The 19,078-nt window shown below is 72.0% G+C and carries 13 protein-coding genes; all 13 read right to left on the bottom strand.

All coding sequences use genetic code 11. The annotated features are described in order from the left end of the window. Position 1: 1 nt before the first annotated feature. A complete protein-coding gene (locus ACIBVQ_RS36985) occupies positions 2–832 on the bottom strand; it encodes an SDR family oxidoreductase (RefSeq protein ID WP_399183345.1) in 831 nt (276 codons plus the stop codon). Further along, positions 826–1,812 carry a beta-ketoacyl synthase N-terminal-like domain-containing protein gene (locus ACIBVQ_RS36980; RefSeq protein ID WP_399183343.1) on the bottom strand — a complete coding sequence of 329 codons (987 nt, stop codon included), beginning with the start codon at positions 1,810–1,812 and terminating at the stop codon, positions 826–828. The genes ACIBVQ_RS36985 and ACIBVQ_RS36980 overlap by 7 nt, the downstream gene beginning before the upstream one ends. Then, complete coding sequence (locus ACIBVQ_RS36975; RefSeq protein ID WP_352015739.1) at positions 1,809–2,948, bottom strand: beta-ketoacyl synthase N-terminal-like domain-containing protein; 1,140 nt, start codon at positions 2,946–2,948, stop codon at positions 1,809–1,811. The genes ACIBVQ_RS36980 and ACIBVQ_RS36975 overlap by 4 nt, the downstream gene beginning before the upstream one ends. Continuing rightward, the gene (locus ACIBVQ_RS36970; protein WP_352015740.1) at positions 2,945–3,850 is read right to left on the bottom strand and encodes a thioesterase family protein; all 906 of its coding nucleotides are present in this window, start codon (positions 3,848–3,850) and stop codon (positions 2,945–2,947) included. The genes ACIBVQ_RS36975 and ACIBVQ_RS36970 overlap by 4 nt, the downstream gene beginning before the upstream one ends. Beyond that, positions 3,847–4,602, bottom strand: a complete 756-nt coding sequence (locus ACIBVQ_RS36965; protein ID WP_399183341.1) for an alpha/beta fold hydrolase — start codon at positions 4,600–4,602, stop codon at positions 3,847–3,849. Before ACIBVQ_RS36965 ends, ACIBVQ_RS36970 begins: the two co-directional genes overlap by 4 nt. Then, positions 4,599–5,531, bottom strand: coding sequence for a beta-ketoacyl synthase N-terminal-like domain-containing protein (locus ACIBVQ_RS36960; RefSeq protein WP_399183339.1), 933 nt, complete (start codon positions 5,529–5,531; stop codon positions 4,599–4,601). The genes ACIBVQ_RS36965 and ACIBVQ_RS36960 overlap by 4 nt, the downstream gene beginning before the upstream one ends. Next, complete coding sequence (locus tag ACIBVQ_RS36955) at positions 5,528–6,670, bottom strand: beta-ketoacyl synthase N-terminal-like domain-containing protein (protein ID WP_399183337.1); 1,143 nt, start codon at positions 6,668–6,670, stop codon at positions 5,528–5,530. Before ACIBVQ_RS36955 ends, ACIBVQ_RS36960 begins: the two co-directional genes overlap by 4 nt. Beyond that, the gene (locus tag ACIBVQ_RS36950) at positions 6,670–7,872 is read right to left on the bottom strand and encodes a beta-ketoacyl-[acyl-carrier-protein] synthase family protein (RefSeq protein WP_399183335.1); all 1,203 of its coding nucleotides are present in this window, start codon (positions 7,870–7,872) and stop codon (positions 6,670–6,672) included. Before ACIBVQ_RS36950 ends, ACIBVQ_RS36955 begins: the two co-directional genes overlap by 1 nt. A 72-nt stretch (positions 7,873–7,944) precedes the next feature. Beyond that, complete coding sequence (locus ACIBVQ_RS36945) at positions 7,945–8,214, bottom strand: acyl carrier protein (RefSeq protein WP_352015745.1); 270 nt, start codon at positions 8,212–8,214, stop codon at positions 7,945–7,947. A 182-nt stretch (positions 8,215–8,396) separates the two neighbouring features. Next, positions 8,397–11,588: a formate dehydrogenase gene (fdh, locus tag ACIBVQ_RS36940; protein ID WP_399183333.1), complete on the bottom strand. Its 3,192-nt coding sequence runs from the start codon at positions 11,586–11,588 to the stop codon at positions 8,397–8,399. 52 nt (positions 11,589–11,640) lie between these two features. After that, on the bottom strand, positions 11,641–12,987 hold the full coding sequence (locus ACIBVQ_RS36935; protein ID WP_399183331.1) for a hypothetical protein: 1,347 nt from the start codon (positions 12,985–12,987) through the stop codon (positions 11,641–11,643). Positions 12,988–13,006: 19 nt separating this feature from the next. Next, on the bottom strand, positions 13,007–16,426 hold the full coding sequence (locus ACIBVQ_RS36930) for a hypothetical protein (RefSeq protein ID WP_399183329.1): 3,420 nt from the start codon (positions 16,424–16,426) through the stop codon (positions 13,007–13,009). Continuing rightward, positions 16,423–19,074 (bottom strand): hypothetical protein, encoded by a 2,652-nt coding sequence (locus tag ACIBVQ_RS36925; RefSeq protein WP_399183327.1) that lies wholly within the window; start codon positions 19,072–19,074, stop codon positions 16,423–16,425. The genes ACIBVQ_RS36930 and ACIBVQ_RS36925 overlap by 4 nt, the downstream gene beginning before the upstream one ends. Between the last annotated feature and the right edge of the window lie 4 nt (positions 19,075–19,078).

Here is a 19,078-nt window from a genome sequence, read left to right as displayed (position 1 = left end):
CTCAGCTCCCGGATTCGCCGCCGGCCCACGAACTGCCCGCGGCCAGCAGTTCGGCCCCGTCAACGCCGATGGTGTTGCCGGTGATCCACGAGGTGGTGGTGCTCGACAGCAACACCACCGCCTCGGCGACGTCCTCCGGGACGGTCAGCCGGTGGTGCGGGTTGTTCCGCGCGCTGTTCCGGCTGAACTCGTGGTGTTCCGGGATCCGCCGGAGCGCGGGCGTCAGCGTGACGCCGGCGCGCAGCGCGTTCACCGCGACGCCTCTCGGCGCCAGTTCGCAGGCCAGCTGACGCACGTGCGCCTCCAGCGCGCACTTGGCCGCCGAAACCGCGCCGTAGCTGGGCAGGTGCTGGACCGCCCCGGCGCTGGTCATCGCGAACACCTTGGCGCCGGGGGGAAGCAGATCGGCGGCGGCCAGGTCCTGGACCCAGTACACGAGGCTGTTCGCCATCACGTCCATGGTCATCTCAAGCTGCGGTCCGCTGATCCCGGCCGCGCCCTCCTCGGCGGGCAGGTAACGCACCAGCGTGCCGAAGGCCAGCGAGTGCAGCAGGACTCTCAGCCCGGCGCCGTCGGTCAGCTCCGCGAGCCCGGCGACGATCTCCTGCCGCACGGTCTTACGGGCCGCGTTGGCGTTGTGGAAGTGGACCCGCACCCCGTAGGAGGACAGCTTCTCCCTCAGCTGGGTGACGGAATCGTCCATCGCGGCGGTGTCGAAGTGCACCCCGACGATGTTCATGCCCTGCTGGGCCATGGCCAGCGCGCAGGCCCGGCCGATTCCACTGGAGACGCCGAGGACCAGGCCCCAGCTCTTGTCGAGTGACGTCAACATTGCCGACTCCCGGTTGGCTGGGCCGAATGGACGGGACGCATCCCGCCGAAGGCGAAGTTGCCCTCGGCGGTCGCGGTGATCACCAGGCTGGGCCGCCTCTCGGCCGCGCCGAACAGCCGGGCGAGCAGCAGAAGGGGGGCGAGGCAGCCGCCGTCGGCGGTGAGCGCGGGACGCACCGTCAGGCCGGTGGCGGCGAGGACGCCGGCCAGGGCCCGGCTCACCGCCGAGTCGTCGAGGACCGGGCGGACCACGACGTCACCGGTGCCCAGCCGGGACACCGCGGTCTCGATCTGCGCGGCCAGCTGGCGCCGCCCGGCGGAGGTGGTCATCAGAGCGGGGGGCGCGAACGCGGTCCTGGCGAAGCAGGATCCGAGGATGGGCGCGCCGCGTTCCTCGGCCAGCGCGCGCGGTTCCATGGTCATGGCCACCGCTCCCTGCTCGGCCGCCAGTCCCGGCGCGTGGTGCGGCAGGCCGTGTTCCATGGCGGCGGCGATCAGCACGTCGGCCCGGCCCGCAGCCAGCGCCCTCAACCCGATCTCGACGGCCTCGAACCCGGCCACCCGCGGCGAGGTGAGCGTCAGGCTGAACGCCTTGATCTGGTGGTCGCTGGCCAGGCGGCCGCTGAGCACATTGATCGCGAAGTAGGGGGCTCCCGCCGGGCTGAGGTCGTCGGAGTGTCCCGTGGTGACCACGCGGTCGACGTCGTCGAAGTAGGCGCGCAGTGCGCCGTTCGTGCCGACCGCCGCGCCGCGCCGGTGCGCGGGCACGTGTTCGAGGCCGCCTCCGCCGGTCACGGCGCGCCGCGCGGCGGCGAGCAGGTACTGCGAGGCCGGCGGCAGGTATTTGTACCCGCGCGGCCCGAGCTCCGTGGTCACGTCGAACCAGGGGCCGTGACGCTCGGGCACGACCGTCCCGACACCGGTGACGACGATGTCCCCCACGTCCCCTATGCCCCTGATGTTCCTGATCTCCCCGGTCATGCCGCCTCCTCCAGGACGAAGGAGGCGTTGTTGCCGCCGAAGGCGTACGCGTTGACCATGATCCGCGGCGTCCTGAGGCGGACCGGGCCGTCGACCGGCAGGTACACCTCGCACTCCGGGTCCTGCTCCCCGATCGCGACGTTCGGCGGCACCGTGCCGGAGCGGAGGATGAGGGCGGCCGCCACCGCGCCGAGCGCGGCCGCCGCCCCGCCGGTGTGCCCGAGGAGCGCCTTGATGCTGTACAGGGGGACCTTGTCGGCCCGCTCGCCCAGGACGGTCCGCAGCGCGCGGCTCTCGACCAGGTCGTTGAGCCGTGTGCCGGTGCCGTGCGGGATGACGCATCCCAGGCGTCCTGACTCGCCCAGCGCCTCCCGCATCGCGCGGACGATCTGCTCCCCGCTGGGTTCCGGCGCGGTGAGGTGGTGCGCGTCGCAGCTCCAGCCGGCCCCGGCCACCCTGCCGTACACGGCCGCCCCGCGCCCGTAGGCGTGCTCGGCCGATTCGAGGACCAGGATTCCCGCGCCCTCGGCGAGCACGGTCCCCCGGCGGTCCCGGTCGAAGGGACGGCACCGGACCGGATCGATCGCGCCGAGGCGGTCGAACGACGCCCAGCCGACCCTGGAGTAGGCGTCCACCCCGCCCGCGATCACCACGTCCGCCTCGCCGCCGCGGACCATGTCGGCGGCGACGCTCAGCGCGAACCCGCCCGCGGCGCAGGCGTTGCTGATGCTCACGTTGACACCGAACGCGCCGAGCCGCTCGCCCACCTCCGAGGCGAGCCTGAACGTCGGGTTCCAGCCGGTGCCCGGCTCCCGGCTCCTGCCGCTCTCGTGCAGCATGGCCTCGCCCATGCACGAGCCGATGACCACGCCGATCCGCATGGGCCAGTCGCGCCGTTCCAGGCCCGCGTCCCTGAGCGCCTCGCTCACCGCCGAGTTCAGCAGCCGGCCGGCCCGCCCGTCGCCGAACGCCGCGTCGGGCACCCGGTGCATCAGCGGGTGGCGCAGGTTCGCCCCCGGGTCGGGGATGCGCTCGGGAACCGGGGGCAGGGCTCCGGCCATCGCCGCCCGCAGCACCGCGGCACCGTACCCCTGGCAGGTGACCGCGCCGACGCCGGTGACCAGGACGTCCGTCATCGCGACGCGCCGGAGAGCGCGGCCGAGAGGCGGTCGTCGAAGGACACCAGGCCCCATTCGGACCGGCCGGAGAGCTCGGCGTATCCGTGGGTGATCCGGCCGGTGGCGGTGGGGACGAGCAGGCCGTCGCGGAGCACGTAGCAGTCCATCCGCGAGGTGTAGGTCAACCGTTTGAAGACGTCCTCGACGGTCAGGACCGTGTAGAGCTCCTCCTCCATCAGCGCCTCGTCCAGCAGCGTGATCCTGGAGTGCGGCACGGCGGGGATCCATCCCTGCTCGTCGAGCAGTCGTTTGACCGACACACCGCGGTCGGCGAGGAAGAGGTCCACAACCTCCTCCATAATTCGCAAATATCCGGACATCTGCATGCGCTCGGTGAAGTGGCAGTAGAAGTAGGGAATCCGCCATTTCCAGGCGAAGGCGTTGCGGCCGCCGGTCAGGACGTCGAGCGGGTCGGCGCCGTCGGGCACCTGCACACTCTTGTCCTGCTCCCCGAGCCGAGCCACCGTGTACGGGCGCAGTTCGGCCGGGATCTCGCCCGCGCCGCCGCGAGGGTCGTGCCGTAGCGACACCTTGACCTTGGCGCTGACGGCCTTCGGCGCGCCGGGGTCCGCGTTGGGCCGGATGACGACGGTGAAGGTGAGCGTCCCGGGCTCGGCAACGGTGACCTCGGCGGTCGCCAGGTCGTCGATGCGCAGCGCGCTCAGGATCCTGGTGTCGATGTCGACCAGGTCGACGCACAGCCCGTGATCGTGGTAGAGATCGGTGGCTCTTATCCCCGACCGGCGCAGGTGTTCGAGCACCGCCTCCTCGACCAGGTAGTTCAGATGCTTGAAGCCGATCCAGGTGCCGACGTTCGCACCTTCGTACCGGGGCCGGATCTCCAGGCGGGTGACGGTCACGTGCTCTCCAGATGGTGTGTCGCGGCGAACTCACCGATCAGCTCGGCGAATCGGTGCGCCTGTTCGATCATCGGCAGGTGCCCTGCGGGCAGGATCTCGAAGCGGGCATGTGGCAGCGCCTCGGCCAGCGTCCGCCCGTCCCGAGGCGGGGCCGCGGGGTCGTCGGCGCCGCTGATCACCAGGCAGGGTACGGTGACGGCGGCGGTGTCCAGCATGGGTGAGCGCAGGTAGGCGTCGAAGAACCGCATCCACCCGTACGGGCCGAGCCGCTCGCGCAGTTTCAGCGCCATGTCGTGGCGGACGCCGGCGGCCAGCCGGCCCTCCGAGCTGACCCGCAGACCGTCGTCGAGGATGCCGTGGAAACCATGGAGGTAGCTCTCGATGGTCGCCCAGTCGAACTCGGCCGGGCTGGCCCGGTAGAACGGCGACACGAGCACGGCGGCCGGTCCGCCGTCGCGCGCGAGCACCTCCAGCAGCACGTTGGCCGCGAAGGAGTGCGCGACGACCAGGTCGACGGCGCCGGCCTCGTCGATGGCCGCCCTGACCCACGAGGTGGCGTCGCCCCGCCTGCTCCACTCTCCGGTGTCGCCCGCCGACCACGGCAGGGCGGCCTCCCACAACTCCAGGTCCGGGCCTGCCAGCTCCGCGAACCGGTTCCACGTCGAGGGGCCACCGCCGAGCCCGTACAGCATCAGCACACGCACCGGTCGTTCGACGGTGGCGGGGCGGCGGCACCTGACCCGGGGGGTCATCGACCGGTCCCGGCCGTGGCGGGCGCCGGAGTGAGCACGGTGGCCGCCGCGGCGTCGGAGGCGTTCACGCTCGCCAGTACGGCGCCGTCGCCACCCGCGCTCAACCAGGAGGCCCCGGCGACGCACTGCACGACGCCGAGCGCGCCCGAGCAGCGCCCGAGCAGCGCGGTCAGGTCATGGGTCGCGGCTCCGGCCGTCTCCTCCGCCGTGGGCGGCTGTTCGGGCAGGCACCACAGACCGACGGGTCCGGCCTGCTCCAGTACGTGACCGACCGCCTCGTCGTGCGTCTCCCGCCTGGCGTAGCGGCCCAGCCGGGCCAGCGACCCGGCCCCGCGTTCGCGCGCGGCCTCCTCCGACTCCAGCACCAGCGCGGCGGCGCCGTCGAACAGCGGCCCGACCAGGTGGGTCACCACCTCGTTGACCGGTTCGACGCCGACCACGAGCATCCGCCGCGCCCGCCCGGCGTCGATCATCATCCCGGCCCAGTACACCGCGTCCAGGCCGGAGGTGGGCCCGTTGCACAGGGTCAGGTTCACCCCGCGCAGTCCGAACGAGATCGCCAGCCACGAGGCCGTCACGTTGCTCGCGGTGGCGGGCAGCATCATGGGGCTGGTGGCGCCGTAACCGTGCTCGGCGATGGTGGACACCGTGGCGCACACCGTGTCCACGTTGCCGAAGTTGGAGCTGACCACCACGCCGATGCTCTCGCCCGGCACCGCGAGGCCTGGATCGAGCAGCAGGCCGGCGTCGGTGAGGGCGTCCCTGCCCGCGCACAGCGCCAGCTTGGTCGCCCGGTCCTTGTACCGCAGGCCACGCCCGCTCAGCCCGGTGATCGGATCCTCTCCACCCGGCGTCGTGGTCGTCAGCAGCAGGTCCGCCGGCCGGGCCACCCCGCCGATCGCGGTTCCCACACCGGTGATCACCGTCATCGGTCCGCCGCCTTCTCCACAACGGCCACCGCGTTCAGGCCGCCGAACCCGAACGCGTTCACCTGGGCGAATCGCACCGCGGCGCGCACCGCCCGGTCGCGGACCAGGCGCAGTCCCGCCATCTCGTCCATGACGTCCGTGACGCCGACCACCGGCGGCACGACCCCGGTCCGCATGGACTCCAGCGCGACGAGCAGGCTGTGCAGGCCGGAGGCCCCCGCGGTGTGCCCGGTCATCGACTTGATCGCCGTCATCCAGGGCGAAGGACGGACCTCGCCGAAGACCTCGCCGAGGCTGCGCGCCTCGGCCTCGTCGTTCAGCGGCGTCCCCGTACCGTGGAGCAGCAGCAGGTCGATGTCGCCCGGGGTCAGGCCCGCGCGCTCGTGTGCCTGCCGTACCGCCAGGGCGATGCTCTTGGCGTCGGGCGCGGAGGGGTGGTAGGCGTCGCAGTTCACCGCGACCGAGCGCACCAGCCCGTACACCTTCCCGGAGGTGGCCTGCGATGCCCGGCGCAGGACGACCGCGGCCGCCCCCTCGCCCTGGAGCATGCCCCTGCGTCCCTTGTCGAAGGGGCGCAGGGCGTCGGGCGGGTCGGAATAGCAGCGGTCGAGCAGGCCGTAGGTGCTCTCCGAGATGTTGTCGACGCCCGCCACGATCACCGCGTCGGCGGCGCCGGCGTTCAGCAGATCGGTGCCGAGCGCGAGCGCGTAGAGCGAGGCCGCGCAGGCGTTGGCGACCGTGAAGGTCTGGGAGGCGTTGAAGCGGCGGCGCAGCGCGGTGCCGAAGTGCAGCTCGTCGGTGTCGAAGGCGACGCCGTCGCGCCAGCTCAACTCGACCGAGCGCAGCTCGCGCAGGGTGGTTCCCACGAGGATCGGCACGTCACGCAGGTCCTCGCCCAGACCCGCGTCGCGGGCCGCGACCCCCACCACGTGCTCCAGCCACCTGGACGAGCGCAGCGGCACGTCACCGCCCTCTTCGGGCCGGTCGTCGATCTCGAAGGCGAGCTTGGTCCGGTACTTGCTCAGATCGAATCCGCGCGGCTCGGCCGCCGCTCCCCAGCCCCCGCACAGCGAGGCAAAGATCTCCTCCACGTCGACACCGGCACTGGCGACCGCGCCGACACCGCAGACGGCGACCATCACGCCCCCCGGTACTTGCCGAGGATGAGCACGGCGTTGTTGCCCCCGAAGGCGAGCGCGTTGTTCTGCACCACGTTCAGCTCCGCCGGGCGCGCCTGGTTGGGCACGCAGTCCAGCGCGCACTCCGGGTCCGTTTCGACGTGGTTGATCGTCGGCGGGACGAAGCCCTCGGTGATGGCCAGCGCGCACGCCGCCGCGGCGAGGGCGCTGGCCGCGCCCATCGAGTGCCCGATCATCGACTTGATCGAGACGGTGGCGGGCGGCCTGGTGCCGAACACCTGGTGGATGGCGCGCGCCTCGGTGATGTCGTTGGCCTTCGTCCCGGTACCGTGCGCCGAGATGAAGTCGATCTCCTCCGGCTTCACTCCTGCGTCCCGGTGGGCCAGGCGCATGCAGTCGGCGATGCTGTCCCGGTCGGGCGCGACCGGGTGGTGGGCGTCGCAGTTCAGCCCGAACCCGAGGATCTCCGCGTAGATGCGCGCGCCACGGGCGAGCGCCGACTCCATGCTCTCCAGCAGGAGGATTCCCGCTCCCTCGCCGGTCAGGATGCCCTTGCGGCCTCGGTCGAACGGCTGGCAGACCTGGGGGGCGATCGTCCCCAGGCGGTAGAAGCCCGCGAAGGTCTTGCGGCACAGCGCGTCCGCGCCGCCGCACAAGGCGACGTCGACGTCGCCGCTCTGCACGGCGTCGAAGCCGTGGCCGATCGCGTAGTTGCCCGCCGCGCACGCGGTGGGCAGAGTGACGGCCTCGACGTCGGTCATGCCGAGCTCACGCGCGATGCTCGACGAGAGCCTTCCGGCACCGACGCGCCCGCTCAGCGCGGGATCGAGCCGGTCGAGGCCGCGGTCGATTCCCTGTCCGGCCAGGTTGTCGAAGTCCCGCCCCTCACCGTTGGTGGTGCCGACCGACACCAGCGCGCGTCGCGCGCGCAGTTCCCGCGGCTGCAGGCCGGCGTCCCGCACGGCCATCCCCGCCGCCGCCACCGACAGCTGACTGGCCCGGCCGAGCTCGGCCGGATCGAGACGGTCGATCGACGCGGCCGGATCGAAATCGGTGACCTCGCATGCGTTGGCGTATTCGAACCCGGTCGTGTCGAACGCGGTGATGGGTTTGACCCCGCTACGCCCTTCTCGTAATCCAGAAAGGAATTCCTGCACGCCGATGCCGATACTGGTGATCGCACCGATACCGGTGACGACCACCCGTCTTCTGAAATTTTTATCCGTCCGCGGTCCGCTCATCAACGCCCTCCTGTCCAGCCGCCGTCAGAGGTGTTATCGGGCGGACGCCTCCGTGACGACGGTGTAGACGCCCTCAAGGTTGGTCATCCTGACCAGTTCCTCCTGGTCGATGCTGACCTTGAGGGTGCGCTCAAGGGCCGCGAGGATCTCGATGGCCCGCAGGGAGTCCGCGCCGTGGTCCTCGCTGAACAGGCTGGTTTCGGTGACCCCGTCCGGGTCGATCTCGAGGATCTCGCAAATGAGGCTCTTGATCTGGGCGCGTTGCGCAGGAGCCAGACCGGCGGGCACGTTGAGTTCGGTCATTGTTCCTCCATTAATGGCATGAGCTCGCCGCCGCGGGCACATCGAACCGGTTAAGTGGAAGAAATATTCTGCGGACCGCTATACTTTTCCTATACAACCTCGGCTGCGGGAAATCATCGAGAATGCCGTCACGCGTCCAGGGCCACTGGAACACACCCCGGGTCGTCAGGCCGCCCGTCCGCTCAGCGGTCGCGGTACTCCCTGATCAGTTCGAGCAGCGCCGGGCCGGTCGGGCGCCTGCCCGGTCTCAGGTCGCAGGTGACGGCCTTGCCCTCCTGGATGTAGACGTTCGGGTCGAGCACGAGGGGCAGCAGGTCGTTGGCGGCGTCGCCGGTCACCAGCCCGCCCCCGCCCCATCCCCAGTGGTACGGCAGGCCGACCTGGTGGACCGTACGGCCCTGCAGCCGCAGCGGCCGGACGCGTCGGGTGACCAGGACCCGGGCCTCGATCGCGGTGCGGGTCGTCACGATCGTCGCCCAGCCGCCGTTGACCAGCCCGGTCAGTTCGGCCAGTTCCGGTGAGACCTCGCAGAACAGCGCCGGCTGCAACTCGGCCAGGTAGGGCAGCGGCCTGCTCATGGCGCCCGCCGTGTGGTGCTCGGTCAGCCGGTAGGTGGTCAGGACGTAGGGGAAACGTGGTGACTCAGGCGGGTTGTACGGGCTCTCCGGGCGGTCGTAGACGCGGCGGGCGGGGTTGGCCCGCCGGCCGTACAGGGGGTTGGGCAGCGGTGACTCGTGCGGCTCGTAGTGGGTGGGCAGCGGCCCGTCGGCCAGGCCGGCGGGGGCGAACAGCCAGCCCTTGCCGTCGGCCTGCATGATGAACGGGTCGGTCCCGGCCAGGGCGTCCTCGGCCTGCGCCCCCTGCGGCGGCAGGTAGCCGGGCGGCTTGGCCGGCTCGAAGTCGGGTACGTCGTGGCCGGTCCACTCGCCCTTCCCGGCGTCCCACCAGACGTAGGCCTTGCGTTCGCTCCACGGGCGGCCCTCGGGGTCGGCGGAGGCCCGGTTGTAGAGCACGCGCCGGTTGGCGGGCCAGGCCCAGCCCCACTCGGGCGCCACCCAGCTCTGCTCGTCGCCCGGTCTGCGCCGGGCAGCCTGGTTGACCTCGTCGGCGTAGACGCCGCAGTAGATCCAGCAGCCGCACCGGGTCGAGCCGTCCGCCTTGAGTTCGGTGTAGGCCGACAGCGTCCGCCCGTCGGGGCCGGTGCCGTTGATCTCCCGCAGCACGGCGGGCGCGGACGGCTCGGCGCGCTCGCCCTCCTCCGGGTAGTCCCAGGTCAGCTCGCGCAGCGGGCGGTCGATCTCGTCGCCGGTCAGCGCGGCCTTGATCCGCTTGCCGAGGTGGTAGTAGAACCACAGCTCGCTGCGGCAGTCCTCCGGCGCGTCGAGTGCCTTGTGCCGCCACTGCAGCAGCCGCTGGGTGTTGGTGAAGGTGCCCTCCTTCTCGACGTGGCTGGCGGCGGGCAGGAAGAACACCTCGGTCGCGATGTCCTCGGTGCGCATCTCCCCGGTGGCCAGTTCCGGGCCGTCCTTCCAGAACGTGGCGGTCTCGACGAGGGTCAGGTCCCGCACGACCAGCCAGTCGAGGTTGGCCAGCCCGAGCCGCTGCGCCCTGCCTCCCGAGGAACCGATGGCCGGGTTCTCCCCCACCACGAAGTAGCCCTTGACGGTGCCGTCGATCTGCCCCATCACGGTCGTGTAGTGGCCGTGGTCGCCGGTCAGGCGGGGCAGGTAACCGAAGCAGAAGTCGTTGTCCGGGGTGGCGTGCTCCCCCCACCACGCCTTGAGCAGGCTCACCATGTAGGAGCGTTTCCTGCCCCAGAAGCCCGTCTCCGCTCCGGCCCCCCGCAGGTAGTCGTCGAGGGTGTCGTGCCCGTGGGCGTTCGGCATCGGCAGGTAGCCGGGCAGGATGTTGAACAGCGTCGGGATGTCCGTCGAACCCTGGATGCTCGCGTGGCCGCGCAGAGCCATGATGCCGCCGCCCGGCCGTCCCATGTTGCCCAGCAGTAGCTGCAGGATCGAGGCGGTGCGGATGTACTGCGCGCCCACGGTGTGCTGGGTCCAGCCGACCGCGTACACCCAGGCGGTGGTGCGTTCCCTGCCGGAGTTCTCGGTGATCGCCCCGGCCAGTTCGGCGAAGTCCTCCCTGGAGACGCCGCAGACCTGTTCGACCAGCTCCGGGGTGTAGCGGGCGAAGTGACGCCGGAGGATCTGGTAGACGCAGCGCGGGTGGCGCAGCGTCGGATCGGCGGGCGGCCTGGCCTGTTCCCGCGCGCCGCCGGAGCCGTACTGGTCGGGACCGGCCACCTCCGCGTGGTAGGCCCCGCCTTCGAGCTGCTCGCCGCGCAGCCCGGCGGCGGGTTCCTCCTCGGTTCCCTCGTAGGACCAGCTCGACGGGTCGTACTTACGGCTGTCGGGGTCGAAGCCGGAGAACAGCCCGTCGAGGTCCTCGGTGTCCCTGAAGTCCTCGGAGACGATCGCCGAGGCGTTGGTGTAGGCCAGCACGTACTCGCGGAAGTCCAGCTCGTTGACCAGCACGTGGTTGATCAGCGCGCCGAGCAGCACGATGTCGGCGCCCGCGCGGATCGGCAGGTGCCGGTCGGCCAGCGCGCTGGTGCGGGTGAAGCGCGGATCGACGTGGAACACCTTCGCGCCCCGCGCCTTGGCCTCGACCACCCACTGGAACCCGACCGGATGGCACTCGGCCATGTTCGAGCCCTGGATGACGATGCAGTCGGCGTTGACGAGGTCCTGCTGGAAATTCGTCGCGCCGCCGCGCCCGAAGCTGGTCCCCAGACCGGGGACGGTCGAGGAGTGTCAAATACGGGCCTGGTTCTCGACCTGGATCGCGCCGAGGGCGGTGTAGAGCTTCTTCATCAGGTAGTTCTCTTCGTTGTCCAGCGTCGCCCCGCCCAGGCTGGCGATGCCCATGGTGCGCCGGACCGTCCTGCCCTCCTCCTGCTGCTGCCAGGTCTCCCGGCGGGTACGGAGCACCCGCTCGGCGATCATGTCCATCGCGGTTTCGAGGTCGAGCGGCTCCCATTCGGTGCCGTGGGGGCGCCGGTAGAGCACGTGCCGCTGCCTGCCGGGGTGGGTGACGAGCTGTTTGCTCGCCGAGCCCTTAGGGCAGAGCCTGCCGCGCGAGATGGGCGAGTCGGGGTCGCCCTCGATCTGGGTGACGCGGCCGTCCTTGACGTAGATGAGCTGGCCGCATCCGACCGCGCAGTAGGGGCAGACGGACCTGGTGACGCTGTCGGCCAGCTCGGTCCTGGGGCGCAGCGCGTCGGTGCGCGCCGAACGGGCGGCGCGCGACCTGCCGTCTTCTCCCCTGAGCTGCCGGACAACCGGCCAGCGGGAGATCCATCCCCCCTGTGCCACGTGGCGGTCCTACCCGCCGATACGGTCACTAACCACCATAACGGCCATCACGTCAGCGACGCCGTACCCCGTGGACGACCCGGCCGGGCTCGCCGCTGCCGCCGAACTCCCACGGCAGCCGCAACGTCCACAGCACCCGGTCGGCGTCGGCCTCCTCGACCGGCATGATCATCTGGGTTCCGCTGAGCCTGCCGCGCAACGCCCTGTCGTACGGCCTGCCGTCCAGGACGTCGGCCTTGCCGCCCGCGGCCCTGACCGCGTCGAGCACCAGGGCGCGGGAGCGCCGGTACCGTTCGGCCCACCAGCTGTCCGGCACGGGCAGCGGCAGCGGGAAGAACGAGGAGACGACCTCGTCGACCCAGGCCAGGTATCTGATCTCCAGGTCGCTGCCCGGCTGCAGCTCGTCGAGCTCCCGCAGCCTGGTCCACGCCCGCTCCCGGTACTGACGCCGGGTCTCGGAGTCCAGCCTGATCGGGGCCTGGGCGTCGCGCGCCATCTCGTCGAGACCGTGGTAGACGCCCGGGTCGAGCTCGGCGACGGCGAACATCTCCACCAGGATGTCGTACATCCTCTCGGTCCTCGCCGAACGCCAGTGGTCGCCGCCGGGCCCCTTGGGATCACCGAGCCCGGGGAAGCCGATCGCCGGCAGCGCCGGGACGACGGCCTCGCCCGGCTCACCGCCGAAGGTCCGCGCGAAGTGCTCGCGCTGGAACCTGGCGATGGCCTCGGGCAGCCGCAGGCAGGCCACGTGCAGGCCGATCCACAGCTCCTCGGCCGTCTCCGGGGCCTCGTCGGGTTCGCCCAGGTAGACGACGCTGTCCTGGTAGAGGCGGTCGTACTCGTCGCGCAGCCGTACGGTCAGGTCGCCGGGCCCCCTCCTGCCCGTCTCCTCGACGGGCGCCGCGACGGGGGCCGTGGGTTCCACGGACTCCACGGGCTCGGCCGGCTCCACAGCGGCCGGGGGTTCCCTGCGGGACTCCTGGTGCGGGGCGGGGTGCGTCAGGCCGAGCAGCACGCCGACCAGGCCGAGCACCAGGTCGCCGTCCGCCTCCTCCCGCTGCCGGGGGCCGTCCCTGTGCAGCAGGATGATCAGCTGTCCGGCCAGGTCGCCGAGCGCGCTCCACAGCGGCACCCGCAGCGGGCTGGCCGCGTCGTCCAGTTCGGCCTGCACCGCCCGGTGCACCTGCCTGCCCGGCACCCGGCAGACGGTGCGCAGCCGGCCGATCAGGTCCTGTCCCCGCAGGTAGAGGTCGGTCGGCACCTGCGCGGCCCGCTGGTCGAGGTGGGTGTCCAGGCGGGTGACGACGTCGCGCAGCAGGTCACGCAACGGCCCGGCGAACGGCGCCGGCCGCCCGTCCAGGCCGAGCAGGGGTTCGAGCAGATCGTCGAGCGTTCGCATGGAGTCGTCCTGTCGAAGGTCAGTGGTCACCGGTGAAGGGCTCCCACTCCGGTTTGCCGAACGGTTCCCCCGGCTCCATCGGGGAGGTGAACACCGCACCGGGGTAGTCGGCCAGGTCGGTGAGACTGCGGGCGGCCAGGTAGCGGGGGTACCCGACGTGGATCCGCAGCCTCCCCAGATGGTCGAGGGTGACGTGGTAGCGCACGTGCGCGTCCCTGCGGGGCGCGGACATCCGGAACAGCGGGGAGAGGTTGCCACGCCCGTCCACCCAGAGGAACTCCCAGGTCGCCGCGCCGTACGCCTGGGCGGGCGGGGGCAGCCAGGCCGGGGAGATCGCCCCGCTGAACACCCGGCCGTCGCCTCCGCTCTCCAGCAGGTAGGAGCGCAGGTGCCGCCGGGTCTCCTCGCCCGGCGCCAGGATCGGGAACAGCTCGACGGTCGCCCTGTCGTCGAGCGCGTCCGGGGTCCTCCTGACGTGGATGGCGGCGGGCAGCCCCGTGGCCTCCAGCGGGACGCCCCGGCGTCCGCCGTTCAGCGCCGTCGCGACCTCGCCGTGGTCGCCGTCGACGAGGTAGACGGGGTTGCCGCCGTGGCACAGGTGGATGACCGGTTCCAGCTCCTGGTTGATCTCGATCTGGAAGCGGATCCTGCCCCAGTCGACGTTGGCCCTGGTGAGCCTGTCCTGCCTGCTGTCGAAGGTGAACCTGCCCCACTCGATGGACTCGCCCCGGTCGCCGCCCAGCTCGCGGTGGATGTGGATGTCCTCCTTCATCGGGCGCCAGGCCGTACGGACCGACAGTCTGCCGGTGCGGTCGGCGACGTCGAGCTGGTCGCCCGCGTTGAGCAGCATGCCGACCCGCGTGTCGGCGTTCTGCAGGGAGAAGTCGCACGGCAGGCTCTGGAACAGGTTGTCCACGGCGATGCCGACGACGTTCTGGCCCGCCCGCAGCCGTTCGCGGCCGTCCACGTGGCGTTCGGCCTCACCCGAGGGTCCGCCCGTGTCCTCGCTCTCGATGTCGGCGTAGCGGCTGAAGCTGTGCGCCCAGCACGCGCCGATCGAGGTGGCCTGCTTGGCGTAGCGGCGCTCGACGACCAGGCGGGGAACCGGGACGGCGTCCGTCCCGTCCGTGGCGTTCAGGGTCAGCTCGCGCAGCCGTCTGGCCACGATGCGTTCGACCAGGGGCATGGTGCTGGTCTTGCCGGACAGCGCGACGATGTCGATGGGCTCCTCGGGCTCCCGGCGGCGCTGCGCGCTGAAGGTGGTGAGCGCGATGTCGACGGCCGCGGTGATCACGGGTGTCGCCAGGTGCTCGAACTGCTCGGGCAGCAGGGTGACCACGGTGTGCCCGAGCCGTTCGACCAGCGCCGCGGGCGGCCTCGACCGGCCGTCGACGTTGTTGAGCACCTCCTGCAGCTTGTTCTTCGGCAGGGTGTACTCCCGGCCCGCGCCCAGCAGCCGTTTGGCCTGTTCGGCCTCCTGCCACAGCCGGAAGAACGCCCGCCCCGGCGCGGCGCGCCCGCCCGCCGCCAGCGCCGGGCTGTGCGTGGGCAGCAGCTCCCGCAACGCCGTCCAGACCCGCTCGGGTCTCGGCCCCGGATCGGGGTTGGCGATGAAGGCCGGGGCGATGGGGCGCGGCACACCGTCGGCGCCGACGTGGGAGGACGGCCAGTGCCCCAGCCACGCCTCCTCCTCGGCGCTCCCGGCGGCGGTGTCCCCGCCGCTGCGGGTGGTCAGGGCCATCAGGGCGTCGGCGATCTCCGCCTTCAGCCAGTGGAACACCCGCAGGGTCAGCAGGTCGCCGCCGAGCTGCGGGTGCCCGGTCGAGCCACGTACCTCGGGGCGGATCACGTAGTGGCGGCCGAAGAACTCCTCGGGGACGTCCTCGGCGGGCACCTGCCGGTCGAGCAGGTGCAGCGCGAACAGCGCGACGTCCGTCGTGCCCCCGCCGATGTCGATGACCAGCATGTTCTGCCGCCAGGCGGGGCGCCCCGGCCGTACCCGCCGTGACCTGGCGCGGAACGGTTCGACACCGGTGTCGGACTCGCCGCCGAAGTCGCGCATCACGAAGAACAGCGCGGCGGCGACGGCCTCGTCGAACGTCGTGGTCACCCTGGCCATCCTGAGACTGGACTGCGCCAGTTTCTCCAGCGCGCGACGCCCCGACGGCGGAAGTGTGGTCGGGTAGGTCAGCACGAGGTGGTTCAGCCCGCGGATGCCCCACTCCGCGGAACGTTTCTCGTTACCGTACTCGATGGTCTTGTCGACCAGGTCGTTGTAGGCGTGCATCAGCAACGTGTCCGTCGTCACCGGAGCCCCGCCCTCGCTGCGCAGTTCGGGCAGCTCACGGGGCCGGGAGAAGGCGCGCTTCAGCCCCGGGTAGGCGCGTGTCACCCGGTCGGCCCGGTCGCCGAGCACCGCCCGCAGCGGGGAGCCCTCAAGCACCTTGATCTCGCTGGAGATCTCCGGCGAGTCACCGTCGAAGACGACCTGGTGCAGGTACAGCGAGCCGAGCGCGGGCGTGCCGAAGGCGTCGGCGTAGCAGCCGTCGAGGCCCATGGCGTAGGCCGTGCCCAGCTTCTCGTCCATCCGGGAGATCGCCACGTCGAGCTCCTTGCAGAGCACGTCCCGGTAGCGGACCTTCGGCACCGGCAGGTGCTGGAAGCCCGGCTGGAGCACCTCAAGGCCCTCCCTGGTGACGGTGACCCGGACGGAGTCGCCGGTGCCCGACAGGCCGAGCAGCGAGTTCAGCCGGGTGGTCAGGCCGCGCACGATGTCCTCGCGCGCCTGCGCCCAGTCGGCCTCGTGCGTCCCGGCGGGGCCGTCGAGCAGCAGCCGGTCGAACCCGGCGAGCAGCACCTCGAACTGCTGCTCGTCCATCTCGACGCGTTTGCCGCCCGTCCTGTCGTACAGCGTGACGGTCGAGGAGGAGGTGCCGAAGTCGACCGCCGCGTGCCCGAAGAAGCTCACGTGCCGCCGGGGCTCACCGATCGGGGCGACCCGCCGGGTGGCGTCCCGGTTGACGCCGCTCCTGGAGGGACGCGCCCCCGGCGGCATCAGCCGCAGTTCGAGCGTGAACTCCCTGGGCGCCGATCCCGCCTCGCCGATCCACCAGGCGATCCTGACGGTCCGCTCACCGCCGAGCCCGAGGTCGGCGGCCGGGACGGCGGGCCCCTGGACGAGCAGGTAGCGTCCCGGCATCGGGCGCGGGCGCCAGCCGGGAAGCGTGTACAGCTCGGCGATCCGCGCGGCCAGTTCGTCGCCCGGTGGCTGCGGCCCCGGCCCGTGGACGTCCACGGCGTTCGCCACCCCGTCCGGTTCGGCGAACACGTCGGGCAGGCGGTACTCCCCGTTCACCTCGAAGATCGTGAACACACCGGCTGAGGTCTCGTCGTCCCCCTCGCCGTCGTTGGGTCCCGCGAACAGCAGGCGCACGGTCATCGGGCGTTACCTCCGGACTTCCCGTCCCATTCGTCGAGCAGGTCACGGACCGGGCCGCCCGCCGGGGCCCGTCCGCCCTCGTGCGTCCCCCGCCGGGTGAGGCGCCGCACGCTCTCCTCAGCCGGTACGGCCTCACGCAGCTCCTGCAGCTCCACGCGCAGTTCCCGGCCCAGCCGGACCGCGTCGGCCAGCAGATGACGCCGTACGTGGTGGCCGACCGCCGCGACGATGTCGCCGCGCACCCGGAAGATGTTCATCTGGTGGGTGACGATCCTGGCCCCCGCGTCCCCGGCGATGTTGCGGCGTCCGCCGTTCCAGGGCAGCGCCTGCGCGGTCCGCAGCGGGAACCGCTCGGCGATCCGTTCCCTGTCCTCGTAGGAGTCCCCATAGGAGCCTCCATGGGGGTTCCCGTGGGAGCGGTCCCCGTTGGACGGCGGGACGGGCACCGGCAGCAGGCCCGCCGCCGCGTCGGGCAGCCAGTCCATCGAGACCAGGCTGAGCAGGTTGTGCCCGCGCGCCTGGCCGTCGTCCTCCGGGTCGAGCGCGGCCAGCAGCCTCCCGACGGACTCCGCCGTGTCCGGGGCGCGCAGCCGTTCGCGCACGTGGGCCAGCTCCCGGTGGCGCCGTTCCGCCCAGGCGGCGACGGCCTCCAGGTAGATCTCCCTGGCCTCGCCGACGGCCCTGACGCAGGTGGGTTCGAACCTGGCGAAGAGCCGTTCCGTGGTGTCGGGGGCGGTCGCGTCGGCCTCGGTCGGCATGCGCCGCGCCACGCCGAAGCCCCGGCCGCCCGGCGCCCGCCCCCCGCCGAGCGGCGGCCCGATCCGGCCGTCGTCACCGACCCGGTCCCGGTACTGCTGCCATTCCCGCCAGGTGAACACGTCGTAGGTGGCGCCCGCCCGCGCCAGGTCGAGGACCGCGGAGCCGCCGGGGACGACCTGCGTGCCGTCGGCCGCGAGGCGTTCCGGGTCGGCCAGCAGCCCCAGCGACCTGACCGTGTGGGAGGTCTCCTCCTCGATCATCCGGAACAGCGCGGTCAGCGAGCCCGTGTCACGCACCCCCGCCTGGGCGCCGCCGAGCGCCGGGCGCAGCATCCGGTCCAGCGCCCGCAGCGCCGCCAGCAGGTCGGTGGCGATCGGCACGACCGCCTCGTGCTTGAGGAACACGCCGTAGGTCCGCACGTGCCGGTCCAGCATGTCCCGCAGCCCCGCGACGCCTCCGTCCCGCCCGAACCCGCCGAACGCCGCGGTGTACGGGTGGCCCGGATCGGTCAGGGCCAGATCCGCGGCGATCCGCTTCCACCGCTCCGCCTGCGCCCCGGCGGCGCCGAGCGACGCGGTGATCTTCTCCCCCTCCTCACCGCCGGTCTCGTACGGCAGGCCCTGGGCGGCGATCGCGACGAGCGAGGAGGTGAAGGCCACCCGGTCCTCCCTGCGCCCGTTGAGCGTGGTGGCCATCCGGTGCAGGGAGGACAGGTCGCGGGAGGAGGCCACCAGGTCGGCCACGCCCGCGAACGGGACGTCCGGCGGCTGCAGCAGGTCGAAGCAGTTGGCCGCGACCAGGATCGACTCGCTGAGCGCGCCCTTGCCCCTGCGGTTGCGTTCGAGCAGCGAGTAGAACTGCCGCGCGTCGTCACGCTCGGCCCGGTGCGAGGGCAGCACGATCACGATGGCGTCGATCTCGTCCAGTTCCCTGACGCTGAGGTACTCGTCGCGGACCGCGGTCGCGCCCAGCCCGGGAAGGTCGCACAGCTCCGCCGCGGTGCCGTCCCCGGGCAGCGGCCCCGCCCAGTCCCCCTGGGCCACCGAGACCTGGCAGACCACCCTGCGGATCAGGGTGAAGGTGGTCCGCAGGGTCTGGGCGGTCAGCGGGTCGCGGGGCGAGAGGGGGAAGCCCTGCGCGGTCCTGGGAAAGGCGCGCGGCAGGTCCCTGATGTCCTCGATGTCGAGCGCCTGGCGGAGCATGTCCGGCTCGACCGGCAGGGTCAGCCCCGTGTGGCCGTCGAGCACGAACTCCCCGGCGAGTCTGAGCGCGTCACGGATCCTCGTCAGTTCGAGCGTGATGCCCAGCAGCCTGGAGTTCTCCATCGCCGCCCAGTCCAGCGTGTTCTCCGCCCACCGGTTCAGGACGTCCCAGCCGTCCCTGACGGGGTTGTAGCCGCCCAGCGCGGAGACGTCCCTGCCGCCTCCGGCCCGCTGCACGGTCCTGACCAGCTCGTCCATGATGTAGCCGACCGTCTCGGCCAGCTCGTCGCGGGTGAGGTACTCGATCCTGGCCGCGCGCACCCGGGTCGGCTCGCCCGGCGGGGCGGGCTCGACGCGCAGCACCGTCACGTTCCCCGTGGTGGGCGAACCGGAGACCGGCAGCAGCCCGGGGGCGCCGAGCAACGTGCCGAGCAACATGGACTTGCCCGCGCTGTACTCTCCGACGATCCCCACCGAGACGGGTTTCGCGCAGCGCTCCCTCAGTTTCACGGCCAGTCCCGCGGCCCGGTCGTGGGCCTGGCGTAAGGCCGCCGCCTGCGGGACGTCCTCCTGGCCGAGCGCGGTCATCGCCCGGTCGGCCAGCTCGCGGTAGCGGGCGATCGCCGTACGGTGGCCGGTGGCGGATGAGGAGGCCGATCCGCCCTGCCCGGCGTGGAAATCGGTCAACGAG

Source organism: Streptosporangium sp. NPDC049376 (genome assembly GCF_044466505.1).
GTDB lineage: Bacteria > Actinomycetota > Actinomycetes > Streptosporangiales > Streptosporangiaceae > Streptosporangium.
Note: the sequence above shows the minus strand (reverse complement) of the source record. Positions and strands in the feature narration are given on the sequence as shown.